Raw genomic sequence first — 20,428 nt, forward strand, 5'->3', positions numbered from 1 at the left:
CGTCGGGCGCTCACAGGTTGTACTGCTTGCGTTTGCGATACAGGGTCGACGCATCGATGCCTAGGGTTTTCGCCGCCTGATCGAGGGTGCCTGCCGTCGCCAGCACCGCGCCGATGTGGGCTTTTTCCAGCTCATCGAGACTCAGCGCCGCGCCGACCCGTGGTGCGTTGTTCGCCGGCTGCTCGGCCATGCCCAGGTGACTGATTTCCACGCGTTCCTGCGGGCAGATGATGCTCGCCCGCTCCACCACGTTACGCAGCTCACGGATGTTGCCCGGCCAGCGATAACCCAGCAGCGCCTCCCGCGCCTCGTCACTGAAGCCCCGGGCCGGACGCGCGTACTCTTTGACGAAGCGCGCGAGGAAACGGTCAGCCAGGGTCAGAATGTCTTCGGCACGCTCGCGCAGTGGCGGCAGATGCAGGGTGATCACGTTGAGGCGATAGAGCAGGTCTTCACGGAAGCGCCCGTCGCGCACCATGTCCTCTAGGTTAAGGTTGGTCGCGGCGAGAATCCGCACATCGGCGCGGCGGGTCACCGGATCCCCTACCCGCTCGTACTCCTTGTCCTGAATAAAGCGCAGCAACTTGGGTTGCAATGTCAGCGGAAAATCGCCGATCTCGTCGAGAAACAGCGTACCGCCGTCAGCCTGATTGACTCGACCAAGCGTGCTTTCGCTGGCGCCGGTAAACGCACCGCGACTGTGGCCGAACAGCTCGCTTTCCATCAACTCGGCGGTCAACGACGGACAGTTGATGGTCACGCAGGATTTCTTCTCACGCTTGCTCCAGCCGTGAATGGCCCGGGCCAGTTCGCCCTTACCCGTGCCGGATTCGCCGAGGATAAGGATATTGGCGTCGGTACCAGCGACCTGACGTGCGGTTTCCAGCACGACTTTCATCGCCGGGCTGTGGGAATCGAGGCCATCCTTGGGTTTGCGGATCTCGCCTTCAAGGGCTTCCAGGCGCGCCGAGAGCTGGCGCACTTCCAGTTGCTTGGCGGTGGCCAGACGCAACTGGTCGGGGCTGCACGGTTTGACCAGATAGTCGGCGGCGCCCGCCTGGATCGCGTCCACGGCGGTATCGACTGCCGAGTGCGCGGTGACGATCACCACGCGCATCCACGGCGCCTGAACGCGCATCTGCGCCAGTACATCGAGACCGTTGTCTTCACCCAGACGCAAATCAAGGAAGCACAGGTCGAACACCTGACGTTGCAACAATGCCTCAGCCTGGGCCGCGCTGTTGGCGGTGGCCACCGTATAACCTTCGTCTTCGAGGCAGTAACGAAAGGTTCGCAGGATGGCGGACTCGTCGTCCACCAGCAGAATGCGGCCTTGATGCTCAGTGGCAGATTCCATTTTTCCTACGCTCCATAGTGATTGATCTTGGGTTAGTCCCGGAAAAATCGGGCAAGTTGCATGGTTGATTCTGAACGATGCGAGCCATAGGAGGGTAGCTCTCTCCTGCCTTAACGGCCAATCCATTGATTTTGTTGAGTTTTTAAACAATCACCGATTTACAGGGGGTTCCCTGCGTACTTTTCTGACATCCGGGACGTGCTCTCAATTCAATAAGAATGAAATCTCCTACGAAATAATCGTGCATTCCGCACGACCGTAGACGACCCATCGTGCAGGATGCGTCCGTCGCTGAATTTTGATCACTTATAACTTATTGATTTTATTGAATATTTTCCAAATAAAAAACTGGCATGCAGCCTGCAATAACTCATTCAGCCCGGGCAGATTCCACTGCCCCCACCGAATAAGAGTGAGGAACCCAGGATGACTCGCCAACGTGCCGCCCAAGTGCGTATCTCGCCACTGCATATTCAGCAAGGCCTGTTTGGCGTACTTGCGCTGTTGATCACCCTGATCGCTTGCCAGCAATACCTGAGCTGGGAAAACAGCCAGAAGCCTGAGCCACTGATCTCGATTCAACACAGCACGCAGACGCACTTCAGCGCCGTCAGCAGCAGTCAGGCCGAAAGCGCCTCGATGCGCATGCTGGATGTCGATCAGCCACAGCCGCTGGATCAACTGCCACGTGAAGAGCGCTGGGTTTTCTGACGAACCGAAGAATTCGGGCGCATCGCGCCGGAACACGCAATATCCCTAAATAGAGAAGTAAGGAGAATCACCATGTTGAGCTGGGCAATTACATTCTTGATCATTGCCATCATCGCCGCCGTACTGGGCTTCGGTGGTATCGCGGGCACCGCCACGGGTATCGCCAAGATTCTCTTTGTCGTGTTCCTGGTGATGTTCATCGCTTCCTTCTTCTTTGGCCGTCGCGGCCGAGGTTAACGATGATTGCTTTAAAGACACTGGCAGCCGCCCTGCTTCTGGGCGGTAGTGCCATGGCGATGGCGGCCAATGATGGCCAGGCGCGGGTCAACGAGCTGCTCAGCTCCGACCCGCAATACCGGGAAACCTGGCAAGGCGTTGTGAAGCACGAAGAACGCCTGCCGGAATGGGTGATGAACCTGTCCGGCACGCCAGACCAGCAGATGAATGCCGTGACTGAAGATGGCGACAAGTACTTGGTCGGCCCACTCTGTGAATCCGCAGACAAGTGCCTCAACCACCGCTTGATCGTGGCTTTCAGCTTCGACAAGAAAGATGCGTACGCCATGCTCGTCGATGTGCCCGAAGGACTGCCGGCCGACAAGTCGCCCACGCGACATGCCACCTACCGCTTCCTCGGCAAACCGGATCAGGGCATGCAGAACCTGTTGATGGAAACGTTGAAGAAAGATCCGAACTGGTACTGATTCGAACATGAGGGCAGCGCCCCGCTGCCCTTTATTGCGCCTGCCCGAGGAAGGCCGGCGCATGACCAGGGGGCCGGGACGTTCTGACTGTTACAGGGTCGGAGTGACCTACGGGTACAGGGAGTGCCTGCGCGAGGGCCGGGTCAGGGTAAAAGCTGCGACGCAGGTTCGCCGACCCACAGCGGTTCGACGGACTTGCGCTGAGCTTTGTCCGATGCAAAAACATTGATCTAGAGCGTCCTGCTCGTCTTTTAATGCCTCACACTGCGCGCGAAAACATTTCGCGGTGTTTCCTGGCGACCGTATATCGAGAAAGAGTCCCTTTAAACAGTGGGAGATCTAGTCTGCAAATGTAGGCTTTTTCCTAAATTTTCCGACGAATTCACTCGTTCAAAAAATAACCAACCTCGGCTGTAATGGCCGGTTCACGGCACTTATGCCGGCTGAAATGTCGTAATCGAACCGGTTGGGACGCCAGTTTCATTTAAAAAAGCTCATGCCGATTCGGCATAGGGTAGGCGTTTACGGCATTAGACGGCGCAACCTTGCATCGGAATAGTTGCGCCTTTTTTCGCCTGCCGAAGAGCCGTAAACACGCGCTTCGGGGCACCTTATACGGAGGCAGATGCACAGACTTTTCCGCTGAAAGAGCGTTCCAGTTCCTGCATGTGCCTGAGTCAAACGCAAGTAAGGGTAAAGATAATGAAGAAGGCAAAACTCAGCCTCGCCTGGCAGATCCTCATCGGTCTGGTATTAGGGATTGCAATCGGAGCGTTGCTCAACCACTTCAATGCCGAGAAAGCCTGGTGGATCAGCAACGTCCTGCAACCGGCAGGCGATATCTTTATCCGTCTGATCAAGATGATCGTGATCCCGATCGTCATCTCTTCCCTGATCGTCGGCATTGCTGGCGTGGGCGACGCCAAGAAGCTCGGGCGTATCGGCCTGAAGACCATCATCTACTTCGAAGTCGTCACCACCATCGCGATTATCGTCGGCCTGCTGCTGGCCAACGTGTTCCATCCGGGCGCCGGCATCGACATGAGCACCCTGGGCACAGTGGATATCTCCAAGTACCAGGCGACCGCCGCCGAAGTGCAGCATGAACACGCGTTCATCGAGACCATCCTCAACCTGATCCCGTCGAACATCTTCGCGGCCATGGCCCGCGGCGAGATGCTGCCGATCATCTTCTTCTCCGTGCTGTTCGGTCTCGGCCTGTCGAGCCTGCAGTCGGACCTGCGCGAGCCGCTGGTGAAGATGTTCCAGGGCGTCTCGGAAAGCATGTTCAAAGTCACCCACATGATCATGAACTACGCCCCGATCGGCGTGTTCGCCCTGATCGCGGTGACCGTGGCCAACTTCGGCTTCGCCTCGCTGCTGCCGCTGGCCAAACTGGTGATCCTGGTTTACGTCGCCATCGCCTTCTTCGCCTTCGTGGTGCTGGGCCTGATCGCCAAGCTGTTCGGCTTCTCGGTGATCAAGCTGATGCGCATCTTCAAGGATGAGCTGGTCCTGGCGTACTCCACCGCCTCCTCGGAAACCGTGCTGCCACGCGTCATCGAAAAGATGGAAGCCTACGGCGCACCGAAAGCCATCTGCTCCTTCGTGGTACCGACCGGCTACTCGTTCAACCTCGACGGTTCGACCCTGTACCAGTCGATCGCCGCGATCTTCATTGCCCAGCTGTACGGCATCGACCTGTCGATCAGCCAGCAACTGCTGCTGGTACTGACCCTGATGGTGACCTCCAAAGGCATCGCCGGTGTACCGGGCGTGTCCTTCGTGGTGCTGCTGGCGACTCTGGGCAGCGTGGGTATCCCACTGGAAGGTCTGGCGTTCATCGCCGGTGTCGACCGCATCATGGACATGGCGCGTACCGCACTGAACGTGATCGGCAACGCCCTGGCAGTCCTGGTTATCGCACGTTGGGAAGGCATGTACGACGACGCCAAGGGCGAACGCTACTGGAACTCCCTGCCGCACTGGCGCAGCAAGGAAAAACTGCCGGCTGGCGAGATCTCCAAGCCATAATGCAAATCCCTGTGGGAGCGAGCTTGCTCGCGAAGAGGCCGGCACATCCAACAATTATGTTGATTGACACACCGCCTTCGCGAGCAAGCTCGCTCCCACAGTGACTGATGCAAGCCTTACCGACAAACCCCGGAGCAATCCGGGGTTTGTCGTTTCTGGCGACCCCGCTATCATTCGCCGCATCTTCCGGGGGATTTGACTGATGCTTAATGGCCTGTGGCTTGGCTTCTTCGTCGTGGCGGCAATATCTGCGCTGGTGCAGTGGCTGGTCGGTGGCAACGCCGGGATTTTCGCGGCGATGGTGGAAAGCATTTTCGCCATGGCCAAACTCTCGGTCGAGGTCATGGTGCTGCTGTTCGGCACGCTGACCCTGTGGCTGGGCTTTCTGCGCATCGCCGAAAAGGCCGGGATCGTCGAATGGCTGGCCAAGGTGCTCGGCCCGCTGTTTCTGCGGCTGATGCCGGAAGTCCCGGCCGGTCACCCGGCACTGGGCCTGATCACCCTGAACTTCGCCGCCAATGGCTTGGGGCTGGACAACGCCGCCACGCCGATCGGCCTCAAGGCGATGAAAGCGCTGCAAGAGCTCAACCCCAGCACGACCATCGCCAGCAACGCGCAGATCCTGTTCCTGGTGCTCAACGCCTCGTCGCTGACCCTGCTGCCGGTGACGATCTTCATGTACCGCGCCCAGCAAGGCGCGCCGGACCCGACCCTGGTGTTTCTGCCGATCCTCCTGGCGACCAGTTGCTCGACCATCGTCGGCTTCCTCTCGGTGGCGTTCATGCAGCGCCTGCGTATCTGGGACCCGGTGGTGCTGGCCTATCTGATTCCCGGCGCACTGATCCTCGGCGGCTTCATGGCGCTGCTGGCGACGATGTCGGCCACAGCGCTTGCCGGACTGTCGTCGATCCTCGGCAACCTGACGCTGTTCGGCCTGATCATGCTGTTCCTGGTGATCGGCGCGTTACGCAAGGTCAAGGTTTACGAGGCGTTCGTCGAGGGCGCGAAGGAGGGCTTCGACGTCGCCAAGAACCTGCTGCCGTATCTGGTGGCGATGCTCTGCGCGATTGGCGTGCTGCGTGCTTCCGGAGCGCTGGACTTCGGCCTCGATGGCATTCGGCATCTGGTGCAGTGGGCCGGTTGGGACACACGTTTCGTCGATGCGTTGCCGACCGCGATGGTCAAACCGTTTTCCGGCAGCGCCGCACGGGCGATGCTGATCGAGACCATGAAGACCTCCGGCGTCGACAGCTTCCCGGCTCTGGTGGCGGCGACGATTCAGGGCAGTACCGAGACCACGTTCTATGTGCTGGCGGTGTATTTCGGTGCGGTGGGGATTCAGCGCGCAAGGCACGCGGTGGGTTGTGCGTTGCTGGCGGAACTGGCTGGCGTGCTCGGCGCGATTGGCGTCTGCTACTGGTTCTTCGGTTAACCACAAATCCCCATTGTGGGAGCGGGCTTGCTCGCGAAAGCGGTGGGTCAGTCGACCTGTGTATTGACTGACACACCGCCTTCGCGAGCAAGCCCGCTCCCACAGGGGTTATGCACAAGGTTTAAGGTCTGGGTTGTTGGGTGAATTGCTGGCCTTGCTGAACGGCCCACGCGACAACCTTGGCCGTCAGCCGATCACTGGCCTGTCCAAACCCCGCCACCACCGCCGGCACCTGCACATCGTTCAACGGCTGACGCTCTTCGAAGCGGCGGCTGGCGAGGATCTTCTGGTCATAGCCGCGCACCAGCAGCGCATCGACGCGCACCACGACGCTGGCCTGATTGCCCTGATACTCGGTCTGAAACGCCTGCAAATTGCCGCCCAGTTCCAGATCCGCGGCGAAGTTGCTGTCATCGGTACTGAGCAGCGTCACCCGACCATCCCGGGCAAAGCCATCCAGCAGCCGATTACGCACCAGCACCGGCGCCGGATCGCTCCAGCGCGAAGCCTTGTAGCTGCTGATCACGTCGCCCTGGGGAATCACCGCGATGTTCGGCCGGTTCAGCGCTTCGCTGGCCTGCAACTTGTTCAGGCGCAGCGACCAGTGCTGGGTCGCCGCTGAGCTGGCCGAGGCGGGCGCTTGCGCGGCGGGCAGGCGATAGACGTCAGAGGGCTCGGCCTTGGGCAGGATCGAGCACGCCGAGAGCAGGGAGAAACTGGCGAGGAGAGCGAAGTGAGTCAGCTTCATGGGGTGAATTCCTTGTTCTTGTCACTGCCCAGCAGGTAGCCGCTGGGGTTGGCCTCAAGGCGTTGCGAAATGCCGCGCAGCGAGGTCAGGGTTTCGCGCAGTTCGCGGATCGCCGGGGCCAGGCCATTGAGGCCCTGCAAGCCGTTGTCGAGGGAGTTCTGGTTCTTGCTGAGCAAGCCGTTGATGGTGGCGCTGCTCTGTTCCAGTGACTTCATCGCCTGCTCGGCACTGCCCAGCGCCTGCTTGCCCTGATCGTTGAGCAGGCCGTTAGCGTTGCGCATCAACGCCGAGGTTTGCTCGAGCATGCTGCCGGCCTGCTTGCCGACGCTCGCCAGTTGCTGCATGGCCTGGCGCAGGTCGCCGCGCTGATCGTTGATCGAACCGGTGGTTTGCTCCAGGTGCGCCAGGGTGTTGCTGACGCGCTCGACGTTCTCCGGGGAAAACATCTGGTTGGCATTGTTCAGCAGGGCGGTGATGCCGGTCATCAGGTCGTTGCTGTCGTTGAGCAGCCGGGAAATGGGCGAGGGCGCCGCGACGATGGTCGGCAATTCGCCGTCATGGCCGCGCAATTTCGGGCTCTCAGGGGTGCCGCCGCTGAGCTGGATGATCGAAGTGCCGGTGATCCCGGCCAGCGCCAGTTTGGCCTGGGTGTCTTCCTTGACCGGGGTGTCACCGCCCAGACGAATCCGTGCCAGCACCCGGCGGGGGTCTTTCGGGTCGAGACGCAGGCTGACCACGTCACCGACCTTGATCCCGCTGTACTGCACCGGGCTGCCCTTGGACAGGCCGCTGACCGCCTCGTTGAAGACCACTTCGTAATCCTTGAACTCGCTGTCGACGCTGGACTTGGCCAGCCACAGGCCGAAGAGCAGGGCGCCTGCCACGACAATCACTGAGAACAGGCCGATCAACACATGATGGGCTCGGGTTTCCATGTCAGACCTCGTTGAGCAATTTGGCGGCGTCCAGCGCCGAGCGGCCGCGCGGGCCGTGGAAGTATTCGTGAATCCACGCGTCGTTGGTTTCCGAGACCACATCGATCGGGCCGGCCACCAGCACTTTCTTCTGCGCCAGCACTGCCACGCGGTCGGTGATGGTGTAGAGCGTGTCGAGGTCGTGGGTCACCAGAAACACGCTCAGACCCAGCGCATCACGCAGGGTCAGGATCAGTTGATCGAACGCTGCCGCGCCAATCGGGTCGAGGCCGGCGGTGGGTTCGTCGAGAAACAGGATGTCCGGATCCAGTGCCAGAGCCCGGGCCAGCGCGGCGCGCTTGATCATCCCGCCGGACAGCGACGCCGGGTATTTGTCCGCCGCCGACAACGGCAGCCCGGCCAGCGCCAGCTTCACCGCCGCCAGGTGCTCGGCGTCGTTGCGGCTCAGGCCGGCGTGTTCGATCAGCGGCAGGGCGACGTTTTCGGTGACGGTCAGCGAGGAGAACAGCGCGCCTTTCTGAAACAGCACGCCGAAACGTCGCTCAACCAGCGAACGCTCATGCTCGGACAGGCTCGGGAGGTTCTGGCCGAACACCTTCACGTTGCCTTCGCTGGGCCGGCGCAAACCGACAATGCTGCGCAGCAGCACCGATTTACCGCTGCCGGAACCGCCAACCACGGCGAGGATTTCGCCTTTGTACAAATCCAGATCAAGGTTCTCGTGCACGCTCTGGCTGCCAAAGCGATTGCACAGGCCACGGACTTCGATCACCGCCTCCGAGGGCGCGCGGGGTAGACGACTCACCAGCCCATCTCCATGAAGAACAGCGCAGCCACCGCATCGAGCACGATCACCACGAAAATCGACTGCACCACGGCAGACGTGGTGTGCGCGCCGACCGATTCGGCGCTGCCGCTGACCTTGAAGCCTTCCAGGCAACCGATCGTGGCGATCAGGAAAGCAAAAATCGGCGCTTTCACCAAGCCGACCAGAAAGTGCTGAATACCGATGTCGCTTTGCAGCAGCGAGAGGAACATCGCCGGCGAAATCCCCAGCGACACCGCACACACCACGCCGCCACCGATGATCCCGCAGAGCATCGCCAGAAACGTCAACATCGGCAGCGCCACCAGCATCGCCAATACCCGGGGCACCACCAGCAACTCCATCGGATCGAGGCCGAGGGTGCGGATCGCGTCGATTTCCTCGTTGGCCTTCATCGAGCCGATCTGCGCGGTGAACGCACTGGCGGTGCGCCCGGCCATCAGGATCGCCGTGAGCAGCACACCGAACTCGCGCAGGAAGGAGAAGCCCACCAGATCCACGGTAAAGATCGTCGCGCCGAAACTGGCGAGCACCGTGGCGCCGAGAAACGCCACCACCGCACCGACCAGAAAGGTCAGCAGCGCCACGATCGGCGCGGCGTCGAGACCGGTCTGTTCGATGTGGGCGACGACGGGGGTGATGCGCCAACGCTTGGGGCGCAGCAGATTGCGGGCGATGGTTTCGAGGATCAGGCCGATGAAGCCCAGCACTTGCAGGGTGTCCTGCCAGACCGTTTCCACTGCGCGCCCGATGCGGGTCAGCAGTTGCACGCTGACGCTGATTTCCGGCTCCTTGATCGGCACGCAGAAGTCGGTCAGCGAGCGATACACCGTTTGCAGCAGTGCGCGGTCAGCCTGGGAAATCGTGCAGTCGGGGTGTTCGGCGGATCTGCCCAGACGCTCGGAGCCGAGCAGTTCCACCAGCAACGAAGCGCCAGCGGTGTCGAGCGCACCGAGGCTGTTGAGGTCGACCACGGTATTGGCGTCGTACTGGCCGCGGAGTTTTTCGGTCAGGTGCTTGAGGTCGGCGTAATGGGCAAGCGTCCAGTCCCCGGAAACCCGCAGGCGGGCAGGGCTGATCGAGGTGTCCAGCTGGGCATTACCGCTCATTGAGCTGCTGATCATAAGCTCCGTGCTTGTTCGGCTAAATACGCTGGCATACGTAATAGCACGAACCGGATTACTTTTCTTTGATCGCTGTGCTGTCGGTCACTTCGAAACGCAGCACGCCGATCACCTGACCGTCCTCGGTCAGCACCCGCACCTGCCACTTGCCCGCCGGATTGCCGGGGAAGTTCTGCTTGTGCGTCCACGCCCGGTAGCCTTCCTTGCGCCCGCCGTGGATGTCGAGGGCGATGCGGTCGACTTCCTGACCGTTGAACTGCCACACATGGTAGATCCGCTCATCCAGCCCGCGCGGCGCATTGATCGCGGTGTAGGCGTAGAGACCGCCGTCGCGGATCTGCTCGGCGCTGACCTGTTCGAGGCTGTCGCCCGGGGTGCGATCCTGCAACTGAGTGCTGATCGCCACGTCGGTCATCCACAGCGTCGCCGGCGGCACCCACGAGCGCAGGGTCCAGCCGACCGCGCCTATGCCGACGGTAATGCACAGAATGGCCAGCGCGTTGCGCACCGTGCGGATCGGGAAAATCGACGCCAGGCTCGGGAATGACAGCACCACCGCCGTACCCAGCGCCCATTTGAAACTCTGCGCGGTGGTCAGGTGCATGATCACCGGCAGCGCAGTGAGCAGGGCGGCGAACAGGGTCAGGGTGTGCAGCGCGAGAAACGCCCAGCGCCGTGGCGCCAGCCATTTGTAATAGAGCGGGTCGACAATCGAGATCAACGCGGCGATGCACAGCAACCCGGTGAAGATCAGTTGGCCGCTGTTCCAGGTGGTGGTGATGAAGAAGAACGGCAGGACGAAAAACAGGCTTTCCTGGTGGATCATCTGCGTTGCGTAACGCAGCAGCGGCTGGGGGATTTCCCGCTTGAAGATGCGCGTGAACAGGCCGGTCAGGGTGTTTTCCAGCATCAGCCAGATCCAGCTGAGCAGCATGATGATGGTGATCCAGCTCGCCAGCCCCTGCTGGCGGTCGACCAGAATGAAACTGCCGACCCCGGAGATGAAACCGCCAAGCGCAATCACCCCGGGATAGCGCTTCATCAGCTCGAGAATACGCTGGATCAGGAGGGGGATTTTCGGCATGTGGGCGGTTCACGACTGGATAGGAAAAAACCTCGACAGAGTACCGTCCGCCGGGCGACGTGGCGAGGCTCCCGGTCAGTAAAATCACCACAGTTCCCTGTGGGAGCGGGCTTGCTCGCGAAGGCGTGGTATCAGTCAGTGCATGTATTGCATGACACACCGCATTCGCGAGCAAGCCCGCTCCCACAGGTTCAGTGTTTGGCTGGCTTACGACGGTGCAAGCGCCAGCCAATCAGCACCAGCAACACCACGCCCAGACCACCGGCAATCAGCCACAACACCTCATCATCACTGAGCAACGGTTTCTCGATCCGCAGATACCCCGGTTGCAGCAGCAACTCGCGCATGGCCTTGTTCGCCGTTTCCAGCGTCACGCCTTGCAGCTCGCGGGCGGGGTTGGCGAAGCGGCCGTCTTCGTAGTCGCCCAGCGCGCTCCAGTAGTAATCGGCCATCGCGCTGTTGCCCTGGACCGCCCAGGCCTGATGGGCGATGGCGGCCTGTTTGATCCGGGCGAAGGTGTCCGGGTCGAGGCCGTTTTTCAGCAGATCGGCCTTGAGGTCTTCCAGCACCTGTTGGGCTTCGGCGAGGTCATCGCGATCGACGTCAGCGTTGAGGCTCATGAAACCGACCCCGCCAAACACTTCACGCTCGGCCCACGGCCCGTAGGACAAGCCATGGTTCAGGCGGATCTGCCGGTACAGCGCCCAGTCGAGGTAGTCCTTGAGGATGTCGAAGGTCTCGTCGTATTGATCGTCGAGCATCGGCTCCGGCACCAGCCAGTGCAACTTGGCGCTGTCGCCGATGAAGCCGCGGGTGAGGGTGCGTTCATGGGCGGCGTTGGTGCGGATGTCCGGCAGTTCACGGTGCTCCGCCGGGTCCACCGCTTCCAGCGCGCCCCAGGTGCGTTCCAGATAGGCTGGCAGCAGTTTGTCGAGCTCGCCGACGACGATCAGGGTCATGTTGTTCGGCGCGTACCAGGTCTTGCGCACCTTCTCCAGTTGCTCCTGGGTCAGATGGCCGACTTCGGCGCGTTGCGGGCATTTCAGGCCCAGTTCCACGGCCAGTTGATTGCTCGCGGTGTGGCCAAGATCCTGGCGGTCGAGGAAGCGCTGCAGGCGCGTGTAGTGGCCGCCGTCCTCACGCTCGACCACACGTTTGGCGGCGTTGATCGCGTTGTCGTCGATGCGGGTCTGGGTCAAAAGGTCGAGCAGCAGGTCGAGCACCTTGCGCTGATTCTTTGCCGGGGCTTCGATGACGAACGTGGTGTCGGCGTTGCTGGTGAACGCGTTCCACTCACCGCCCAGCGCCTGCATGCGCTCCTCGAGGCCGCCTTCGCCGGTGGCATCGACGCCGCTGAACAGCAGATGCTCAAGCAGATGCGGCAGCTCTTTTTCATCGCAATCGAAATCGTCGAGACCAACGCCCACCACCAGACGAATCGCCACATGCCCGCGTTCGGTGCCAGGCTTGAGCAACAGCTGCAAACCGTTGGGCAGCGCATAGCCTTCGACCTGAAATCGATCAACAGCGAAGACGGGCAGGGAACCGAGCAATAGACAGGCGAACAACAGGCAACGCATAACAGGCTTCCATACGGCTGATTTGGAGATCCGTGTCGCTATTCAGACCGCTTTCGCGAGCAGGCTCGCTCCCACCTTGAAATTCATTCCCTGTGGGAGCGAGCCTGCTCGCGAATATCTTGCGGCTGAATCAATGTTACTGACTGACCCCAGCCCCAGACGTTCAAGGCGAATGCGTAATGTCTACCATATCGTCCGACTCCAGCGCCCCGGTGTCCGAGGTTTCCAGCACCACATAAGCACTGCTGCAAAACAGCGAATTCAAGCGTTTCATATCCGCAATCAACTCCAGATGCAGGGAACTGGTTTCCAGACTCTGCACGATCTTGCGTTGCAAACGGCTGACATGCGCATGGGCCAAACGGCGTTCCTGTGCGCGGAAACGACGTTTCTCGCGTAGCAGTTGCCGAGCACTTTCCTTGTCGCCGCTGAGGAACACCGACAGGCCCAGGCGCAGGTTGGCGATCAGTTGCTGATGCAACCCGGCCAGCTCTTCCAGACCGTCCTCGGAGAACGAGCGACGCTGCGAAGTCTTCTGCTGCTGCACCTTGCGCAGCATGCGTTCGATCAGGTCGCTGGCCAGTTTCAGATTGATCGCCAGCTCGATGGTCTCCGCCCAGCGCCGACTGTCCTGCTCGCCAAGGTCCTCGCGGGGCATTTGCGCCAGATACAGCTTGATCGCGCTGTACAGCGCTTCGACGTCATCGGTCAGACGGCGCATTTCCTGGGTGATGGCGGTCTGCTTGCCGCGCAGCACATCGAGCATCGCGTCGAGCATGTTGTCGATCAGGTCGCCCATGCGCAGGGTCTCGCGGGCGGCATTGGCCAGCGCCAGGCTCGGGGTGACCAGCGCCGTTGCATCGAGATGGCGCGGCTTGGCGGTGCCGTTGACCTCCGCACGCTCCGGCAGCAGCCAGGCACACAGACGTGCCATCGGCGAGACGCTGGGCAGCAGGATCAGGCAGCGTGCGGTGTTGTAGAGCAGGTGGAAGCCGATGACCATTTCCTGCGGGCTGAAATCCAGGCCGTCCATCCAGTGCACCAGCGGATCGAGCACCGGGATGATCAACAACAGGCCGATCAGCTTGTACAACAGACTGCCCAGCGCCACTTGCCGGCCCGCCGAGTTCTGCATGCTGGTGCTCATGAACGCCAGCACGCCGCTGCCGATGTTGGCGCCGATCACCAGACCGATCGCCACCGGCAGGCTGATCACACTGGCGCCGGCCAGCGTTGCGGTCAGCAGCACGGCAGCGAGGCTGGAATAGGAAATCATCGCGAACAACGCGCCGACCAGGGCGTCGAGCAGAATGTCGCCGGTCAGCGAAGCGAAGATCACCTTCACCCCTTGGGCATGGGTGATCGGCGCGGCGGCCTCGACGATCAATTGCAGCGCGAGAATGATCAGCCCCAGGCCAATCGCCACCCGGCCCATCTGCCCGAGCCGCGTCTGTTTGCGCGACAGAAAGAAAATTACCCCGAGGAAAATCAGCAGCGGCGACAGCCACGACAGATCGAACGTCAGCACCCGCGCCATCAGCGCGGTACCGACGTCGGCGCCGAGCATGGTCGCCAGCGCCGGGGTCAGCGCCATCAGGCCCTGGCCGACGAAGGAGGTCACGAGCATGGCGGTGGCGTTGCTGCTCTGCACCATCGCGGTCACGACGATGCCGGCGACGAACGCGAGCCAGCGTTTGGACATGTTCTGGCCGATCACATGGCGCAGATTGGTGCCGTACACCCGCAGGATGCCGGTTCGGACGATATGCGTGCCCCAGATCAGCAGGGCCACGGCAGACAGCAAATTGAGCAGGGTGAGCATGCAGACCCCCTGTAATGGCAGCGCCCCAGAGGGGCAAGTTGACGGTACCGCGCGGTTTCTACGTTTTTGATACTTAAGCTGTAGTTGGCTAACGGACTGGGCGCCAGCATTGCACAGCTAAAGTGCGGATTGAAACAAAAGTGTCATGAAAATGGGTTTATTCACCTCATCTGAAATCAACGCGGTCCCCTGTAGGAGTGAGCCTGCTCGCGATAGGGCCATCAACTTCAACATCGTTGTTTACTGACGGACCGGCGATCGCGAGCAGGCTCACTCCTACAGGTATTACGGCTGCCCCGGATTCTTCAGTACCCCTGAACAACTGTGGGAGCGAGCCTGCTCGCGAAAGCGGTGGATCAGCCAACATTGTTGTCGACTGACACTCCGTCTTCGCGAGCAGGCTCGCTCCCACAGGGGTGTTGCGTGATTCAGGGCTACCGGATTACTGCCCCGGAACGTCCTTGCGCAGTTTCACCGGATCTTGCTGCTGTTTCTTCCTGGCCATCGCGCCGCGCAGTTTGATGTTGATCGCTTCCACCGCCAGCGAGAACGCCATGGCGAAGTAGACGTAGCCTTTCGGTACGTGCACGTCGAACGACTCAGCAATCAGCACGGTACCGACCACCAGCAGGAACGACAGCGCCAGCATCTTCAGCGACGGGTGCTTGTCGATGAACTCGCTGATCTTGCCCGAGGCCGCCATCATCACCAGCACGGCGACGACGATTGCCGCGACCATCACCGGCACATGGGAAACCATGCCGACAGCGGTGATCACCGAGTCCAGCGAGAACACGATGTCGATGATCGCGATCTGGATGATCGTGTAGAGGAAGTTGCCGCCCTTGCCCGAAGGCTCGTCGCCTGTTTCGTCTTCGCCTTCCAGCGCGTGGTACATCTCTTGCGAGCTCTTCCACAGCAGGAACAGGCCACCGAAGAACAGGATCAGGTCACGCCCGGAAATGCCTTGGCCGAACACCACGAACAGGTCGGCGGTGAGGCGCATGACCCAGGTGATCGACAGCAGCAACAGGATCCGCGTGATCATCGCCAGGCCCAGGCCGAAGATGCGCGTGCGCTGCTGCATGTGCTTGGGCATGCGGCTGACCAGGATCGAAATCATGATGATGTTATCGATGCCCAGAACGATTTCCAGGGCGGTCAGGGTAAAGAAGGCAACCCAGATTTCGGGGTTGGTCAGCCAATCCATGTGTATTCCTTTGAGCGAGTGTTAAACCAGAACGCCAGCAAGCAGCTGGCGTCATGGTGAGTGAATGCCGTTACAACGTGCTGAACAGCGGGAAAGTCCCCAGCAGCAAGGCGGCCACCAGTATGCACAGGCAGACCAGCACTGCCCACTTCAGGGTGAAACGTTGGTGATCACCGAACTCGATGCCGGCCAGCGCCACCAGCAGGTAGGTCGACGGTACCAGCGGGCTGAGCAAGTGGACGGGCTGACCGACGATCGAGGCACGGGCCATTTCCACTGCGGTGATGCCGTAATGGCTGGCCGCTTCGGAGAGCACCGGCAACACGCCGTAGTAGAACGCGTCGTTCGACATGAAGAACGTGAACGGCATGCTCACCAGCGCCGTGATCACCGCCAGGTACGGGCCGAGGAAGTCCGGAATCACTGCCAGCAGACTTTTCGACATGGCGTCGACCATGCCGGTTCCGGACAGGATACCGGTGAAGATACCCGCAGCGAAAATCAGACTGACCACCGACAGCACGCTGCCGGCGTGAGCCGCAACGCGGTCCTTCTGCATTTGCAGGCACGGGTAGTTGACGATCATCGCGATGCTGAACGCCACCATGAACAACACCGGCAGCGGCAGCAGGCCGGCGATCAGGGTGCACATCAGCGCCAGGGTCAGCAGGCCGTTGAACCAGATCAGCTTCGGACGGCGGGCATCGGGGAATTGCGACACGCTGATTTCACTGTGATCGATTTCGTCGCCGATCAGGTGCAGCTCGCCCAGACGCGCACGCTCACGTTTGCCGTAGAAGTAGGCAATGATCAGGATCGCCACCACACCGGCGGCCATGGCCGGGATCATCGGCACGAAGATGTCCGACGGGTCCACATGCAGCGCACTGGCGGCACGCGCGGTCGGACCGCCCCACGGGGTCATGTTCATCACGCCACCGGCGAGGATGATCAGACCGGCCATGATCCGCGGGCTCATGCCGATGCGGCTGTACAGCGGCAGCATGGCGGCCACGCAGATCATGTAAGTGGTCGCGCCGTCACCATCGAGGGAAACGACGAGCGCCAGCACGGCGGTACCGACCGAAACTTTCAGCGGGTCGCCCTTGACCAGTTTGAGAATCTTGCGCACGGCCGGGTCGAACAGGCCGGAGTCGATCATCAGGGCGAAGTACAGAATGGCGAACATCAGCATCACGCCAGTCGGCGCAAGCTTGGTAATACCTTCGAGCATCATCGGGCCGATCTTCGGCGCGAAACCACCGAACAGGGCGAACAGGATCGGGATGATGATCAGGGCGATCAGCGCAGACAGGCGCTTGGTCATGATCAGGAACATGAACGTGATGACCATGGCAAAGCCAAGGAAAGTCAGCATGGGAATACTCCAGGCGTAGCGCGGCGAGTGAAGTGAGCGGATCGGAAAGGGATCAGCGCAGAACGGGAAGCACGAGACGTACGGGCGGAGTGACAGCGAAGAGGCGGGTTACAGAGGACATCAGATCACCATTGTTGTTGTTAATTGGGCCTGACGTGCGAGCGATCACACGCGCTGGCCAACCGGTCTGTTGCCGGTAGTGGCGGCGATCCTAATCGGGCAACCTTTCAGCTACCTTTCGCGGATGAAAGGTCTGACGAGAGGCGCGGCCACTTTCATGCAACTGGAAGCAGATACAACGATGAACGTCGTAAGACCTTTCTGTAGTTTCTGAGGGAGCGTCTTCACCCGCTGTATGGAAGGGAAACGCAATGCTAGGCTTGCGCCACTGCAATGTTTGAGAGGAGCTCCAACCAATGCTTAATAGCGTTGAATTAGATAATTTCGGCCCGCTACAAAAAATCCGCTGGGGCAAGCTCTCAAACTTGAATCTGATTATCGGAGCAAACAGCAGCGGCAAGACGTTTTTGCTCAAAGCGCTTTACTGCACGATGCGCACGCTCGAAGAGTACCAGCGTGGAAATGAACAACGTTCCGCCGCGGAGATACTGGCAGACAAACTTTACTGGACGTTTCAGGCAGACAAGATTGGCGACCTGGTAACAAAAAGCGCAGACGGTCCGTTGATGTGCAAGGTCAACGTTGACTCTCGAGCGTTTCGGTACGCATTCGGCAAAGACACGACAAAGAACATTGCCACGTTAGAAAATCACGTCCCTCCACGAGGCAGCAACTCAATATTTCTTCCTCCCAAGGAAGTACTTTCCCTGCAACACATTATTCTGAAAAGCCGTGACATCGATAAAGACTTCGGTTTCGACGACACCTATTACGATCTGGCGAAAGCACTCCGCCTCCTACCGACGAAAGGAAAAAATCACGCTCATTTCGCAAAGGCCAGGGAGAATCTGGAGGAGATGTTCGGCGGCAAGGTGGAATTCGACAGCAGTACAAATCGCTGGCAATTCAAAAAAGGCAATCAGAAGTTCCAGATTGGCTCTACTGCTGAGGGCATCAAGAAAATTGCCATTCTCGACACCTTGCTGGGCAATCGATTCCTGACCAAAGATTCCATGGTATTCATCGACGAACCCGAGTCGGCCTTGCATCCGGTAGCCATCACCAGGCTCGTCGATATCATTGTGTCTCTGGCCGCAAGCGGGATTCAGTTTTTCATTGCCAGCCACTCGTATTTCGTCATTAAAGCGCTGTATCTCGCGGCGCAAAAACAGAACATGTCTATCCCTGTTCTCTCGTCAATTGACGGCGAATGGCTCGGTGATGATCTTCTCAAAGGTATGCCGGACAACCCCATCGTCGATGAGTCCATTCGTCTTTATGAAGAGGAAGTGGAGCTGGCTCTGGGATGACTATTTCAATCGAAGAATCAGGGATGATTTTCGGGCCGTTTTCAGAGGATCAGCTTTTTCCGATCGAAAACAGTCCACTGTCCAAAAAAATAGGAAACGGCATCAAGGTCACTGAGTTTGTTCTACTTCGCGATCTTCAGGACAAACCTCAGGAAGTCTGGTTTGTAGAGGCAAAATCAAGTGCTCCTCGGCAGACCGAAGTATTCGTAGAAGAGATCAGGCAAAAATTCACCAACTCAGTGCAATTGACGCTTGCGGCCTGCCTTAGGCGGCACCCTCACAGTGATGAACACCTTCCAGCGGGTTTCTTGAATCTTGATCTCTCAAACTGCGCCATAAAATGCATTCTGGTCATAAACCAATTTCCAAAGGAATGGATGATCGGACTACGTGACGCGCTGAATAAGGCAATGAGCTCTTTAGCGAAGACTCTCGGGCTAAAACCGGGCTCAGTCGTCGTCATTAATGACGAAATGGCACGGGCCAGGAATCTGATAAGTTAACTAAGAGGGCAGGCGATGACTTTATCGCACAGCGGCGGCTGCCATTGCGGACATATCCGCTATCGGTTCAGCGGGCCATTGCAGGACATTGCCCACTGCCACTGCTCGATCTGCCGCAAGGTCAGCGGTGGAATCGTCACCACCTGGATCACGGTTCCGGCAGCCAGCTTTCATTGGCTGGCGGGGACGCCTTCGCGCTATGACTCGTCGGACAGTTGCGCGCGGTATTTCTGTCCGCGTTGTGGCGCGCAGCTGGCTCTGGTGACATTGCTCAGTCCCGAGAGCATCGATGTGACCATCGCCACGCTGGATCACCCGGAGCGGGCGCCGGCCGAGCGGCACATCTGGACCGACAGCCAATTGCCCTGGCTGCATCTGGACGAGCATCTGCCGGGCGAGCCTGAAGAAACGCTTTGATCAGAAAATAGACAGATCCAGCGGACGCATCGCCCCCATCCAGATCGCATGCTCGGTGTGATCGAGCAAGTCATCGCCGGTATCCGGGTGCAAAAACACCACCAGCCCATTGCGATTGAGCGCCAGCCACGGCAACAGATCGCCGATCAACTGCGGGCCGAAAGCCAACTGGCAGCTCCAGTCCGGGTGTGGGCCGACCGGACGTTCGTGCATCCGGCCCATCTGCACTGGAAACAACTGCGCGGCCTGTTCGCACAAGGCCCGGGCCTGAGCAATCGTGCTGGCGTCGTAATAAATATGGGCGTGGTAGCCCTTGATCGTGTGCATTTGAAAGCCTCTGAATCGAATTCGAACCCTCGCCGTTTCCTGTAGGTCACACGCCATATGACAAGAACAGGAGCTCAGCCATGAAAAATGCCGAAACCCCGACGGTGAAAGTGGTGCTCTATGGTGCCATGGCCAGCCTCGGCGGTGCGTTGATGGCTGAATTGCTGCGACGGCAGCACGAAGTCATCGCGATTCTCGACGATTTGAACGTACTCGCGCCACGTCCCGGCCTGCGCACCAAAAGCGGCGATCTGTTCGATGCCGAGCGGGTCAAGCAAAGCGTAGCGGGCAGTTCGGCGGTGATCTGTCTGCTGGATGCTCCCGGTTTGCCGTTCAGCAGCGACCATGTGGAAAGGTCCGTAGTGCTCGGCCCGGTGGAACAGGTGCTGGCGGTCGATGCACTGGTCGACGGCCTGCAAGCGGCCAACGTTTCCAGGCTGTTCCTGGTGGGGAATTTTGCCGTGCTCGACGAGCCGGAGCTGGACGACGGGCTGCAACGCCACGCCGCCGAAGAAATCCGCGAAGCCCTGCAAAGCAGCCCGCTGCAGTGGACACTGGTGAATGCGCCCCACGGGGTAGCGGGGCTGACCATTGAGCATTTCAGTCAGGTGGGCGGCAATCTGGAGCCGGGACTGGCGGAGCCGCTGGAACGCCTGAACCGGGTCGCGGTGGGGATTGCCGATGAGCTGCGATTGAACCTGCATGTGGGGCAACATGTGAATTTTGTGGCGACGTCAGATACGTAAAAAGATCGCAGCCTTCGGCAGTTCCTATATTTGAAACGCGATTCCCCTGTAGGAGCTGCC

At 59.9% G+C, this 20,428-nt stretch carries 20 protein-coding genes; 9 read left to right on the top strand and 11 right to left on the bottom strand.

What is annotated here, in order from left to right:
* Positions 1–10: 10 nt before the first annotated feature.
* Positions 11–1,357: a sigma-54-dependent response regulator transcription factor AlgB gene (gene algB / locus M0814_RS22320; RefSeq protein WP_003220286.1), complete on the bottom strand. Its 1,347-nt coding sequence runs from the start codon at positions 1,355–1,357 to the stop codon at positions 11–13.
* Positions 1,358–1,783: 426 nt separating this feature from the next.
* On the opposite strand from algB, the gene M0814_RS22325 reads away from it, so the two are divergent.
* The 5 genes from M0814_RS22325 to M0814_RS22345 all read left to right on the top strand — a co-directional run bounded on the left by M0814_RS22325 (position 1,784) and on the right by M0814_RS22345 (position 6,238).
* On the top strand, positions 1,784–2,068 hold the full coding sequence (locus M0814_RS22325) for a hypothetical protein (RefSeq protein ID WP_103483971.1): 285 nt from the start codon (positions 1,784–1,786) through the stop codon (positions 2,066–2,068).
* A gap of 72 nt (positions 2,069–2,140) precedes the next feature.
* Positions 2,141–2,305, top strand: coding sequence for a DUF1328 domain-containing protein (locus M0814_RS22330; RefSeq protein WP_003177151.1), 165 nt, complete (start codon positions 2,141–2,143; stop codon positions 2,303–2,305).
* 2 nt (positions 2,306–2,307) lie between these two features.
* A complete protein-coding gene (locus M0814_RS22335; RefSeq protein ID WP_003220283.1) occupies positions 2,308–2,772 on the top strand; it encodes an inhibitor of vertebrate lysozyme family protein in 465 nt (154 codons plus the stop codon).
* Between the two features lie 702 nt (positions 2,773–3,474).
* Positions 3,475–4,806 carry a glutamate/aspartate:proton symporter GltP gene (gltP, locus tag M0814_RS22340; protein WP_103483972.1) on the top strand — a complete coding sequence of 444 codons (1,332 nt, stop codon included), beginning with the start codon at positions 3,475–3,477 and terminating at the stop codon, positions 4,804–4,806.
* Positions 4,807–5,008: 202 nt separating this feature from the next.
* Entirely contained in the window at positions 5,009–6,238 is a 1,230-nt protein-coding gene (locus M0814_RS22345) for a spore maturation protein (RefSeq protein WP_103483973.1), read from the top strand.
* A gap of 121 nt (positions 6,239–6,359) precedes the next feature.
* Here the strand turns inward: M0814_RS22345 and M0814_RS22350 are convergent, their stop codons facing one another.
* The 9 genes from M0814_RS22350 to M0814_RS22390 all read right to left on the bottom strand — a co-directional run bounded on the left by M0814_RS22350 (position 6,360) and on the right by M0814_RS22390 (position 16,945).
* Positions 6,360–6,986: an ABC-type transport auxiliary lipoprotein family protein gene (locus tag M0814_RS22350; protein ID WP_103483974.1), complete on the bottom strand. Its 627-nt coding sequence runs from the start codon at positions 6,984–6,986 to the stop codon at positions 6,360–6,362.
* Positions 6,983–7,921, bottom strand: a complete 939-nt coding sequence (locus tag M0814_RS22355; RefSeq protein ID WP_103483975.1) for an MlaD family protein — start codon at positions 7,919–7,921, stop codon at positions 6,983–6,985. Before M0814_RS22355 ends, M0814_RS22350 begins: the two co-directional genes overlap by 4 nt.
* A gap of 1 nt (position 7,922) precedes the next feature.
* Positions 7,923–8,726 (bottom strand): ABC transporter ATP-binding protein, encoded by an 804-nt coding sequence (locus M0814_RS22360; RefSeq protein ID WP_103483976.1) that lies wholly within the window; start codon positions 8,724–8,726, stop codon positions 7,923–7,925.
* On the bottom strand, positions 8,723–9,871 hold the full coding sequence (locus M0814_RS22365) for an ABC transporter permease (RefSeq protein ID WP_103483977.1): 1,149 nt from the start codon (positions 9,869–9,871) through the stop codon (positions 8,723–8,725). Before M0814_RS22365 ends, M0814_RS22360 begins: the two co-directional genes overlap by 4 nt.
* Before the next feature lie 55 nt (positions 9,872–9,926).
* The gene (locus M0814_RS22370; protein ID WP_103483978.1) at positions 9,927–10,955 is read right to left on the bottom strand and encodes a DUF5924 family protein; all 1,029 of its coding nucleotides are present in this window, start codon (positions 10,953–10,955) and stop codon (positions 9,927–9,929) included.
* A 191-nt stretch (positions 10,956–11,146) separates the two neighbouring features.
* Entirely contained in the window at positions 11,147–12,535 is a 1,389-nt protein-coding gene (locus tag M0814_RS22375) for an insulinase family protein (protein ID WP_103483979.1), read from the bottom strand.
* Between the two features lie 163 nt (positions 12,536–12,698).
* A complete protein-coding gene (locus tag M0814_RS22380; RefSeq protein ID WP_003220268.1) occupies positions 12,699–14,357 on the bottom strand; it encodes a Na/Pi cotransporter family protein in 1,659 nt (552 codons plus the stop codon).
* A gap of 442 nt (positions 14,358–14,799) precedes the next feature.
* Entirely contained in the window at positions 14,800–15,567 is a 768-nt protein-coding gene (locus M0814_RS22385; protein ID WP_003220266.1) for a TerC family protein, read from the bottom strand.
* A 70-nt stretch (positions 15,568–15,637) separates the two neighbouring features.
* A complete protein-coding gene (locus tag M0814_RS22390; RefSeq protein ID WP_007954069.1) occupies positions 15,638–16,945 on the bottom strand; it encodes a CitMHS family transporter in 1,308 nt (435 codons plus the stop codon).
* A gap of 416 nt (positions 16,946–17,361) precedes the next feature.
* On the opposite strand from M0814_RS22390, the gene M0814_RS22395 reads away from it, so the two are divergent.
* From M0814_RS22395 to M0814_RS22405, 3 genes are read left to right on the top strand one after another with little or no spacing between them, the layout of a single operon-like run.
* Complete coding sequence (locus M0814_RS22395) at positions 17,362–18,375, top strand: ATP-binding protein (protein ID WP_103483981.1); 1,014 nt, start codon at positions 17,362–17,364, stop codon at positions 18,373–18,375.
* A complete protein-coding gene (locus M0814_RS22400; protein WP_103483982.1) occupies positions 18,372–18,878 on the top strand; it encodes a hypothetical protein in 507 nt (168 codons plus the stop codon). The genes M0814_RS22395 and M0814_RS22400 overlap by 4 nt, the downstream gene beginning before the upstream one ends.
* A 15-nt stretch (positions 18,879–18,893) precedes the next feature.
* The gene (locus M0814_RS22405) at positions 18,894–19,295 is read left to right on the top strand and encodes a GFA family protein (RefSeq protein WP_103483983.1); all 402 of its coding nucleotides are present in this window, start codon (positions 18,894–18,896) and stop codon (positions 19,293–19,295) included.
* Here the strand turns inward: M0814_RS22405 and M0814_RS22410 are convergent, their stop codons facing one another.
* Positions 19,296–19,622, bottom strand: coding sequence for a DOPA 4,5-dioxygenase family protein (locus M0814_RS22410; protein WP_003220261.1), 327 nt, complete (start codon positions 19,620–19,622; stop codon positions 19,296–19,298). It abuts the gene before it with no gap.
* An 80-nt stretch (positions 19,623–19,702) separates the two neighbouring features.
* On the opposite strand from M0814_RS22410, the gene M0814_RS22415 reads away from it, so the two are divergent.
* A complete protein-coding gene (locus tag M0814_RS22415) occupies positions 19,703–20,368 on the top strand; it encodes an NAD(P)H-binding protein (protein WP_103483984.1) in 666 nt (221 codons plus the stop codon).
* The last annotated feature ends 60 nt before the right edge of the window (positions 20,369–20,428 follow it).

The organism is Pseudomonas sp. MWU12-2020 (assembly GCF_023100605.1).
GTDB lineage: Bacteria > Pseudomonadota > Gammaproteobacteria > Pseudomonadales > Pseudomonadaceae > Aquipseudomonas > Aquipseudomonas fluorescens_H.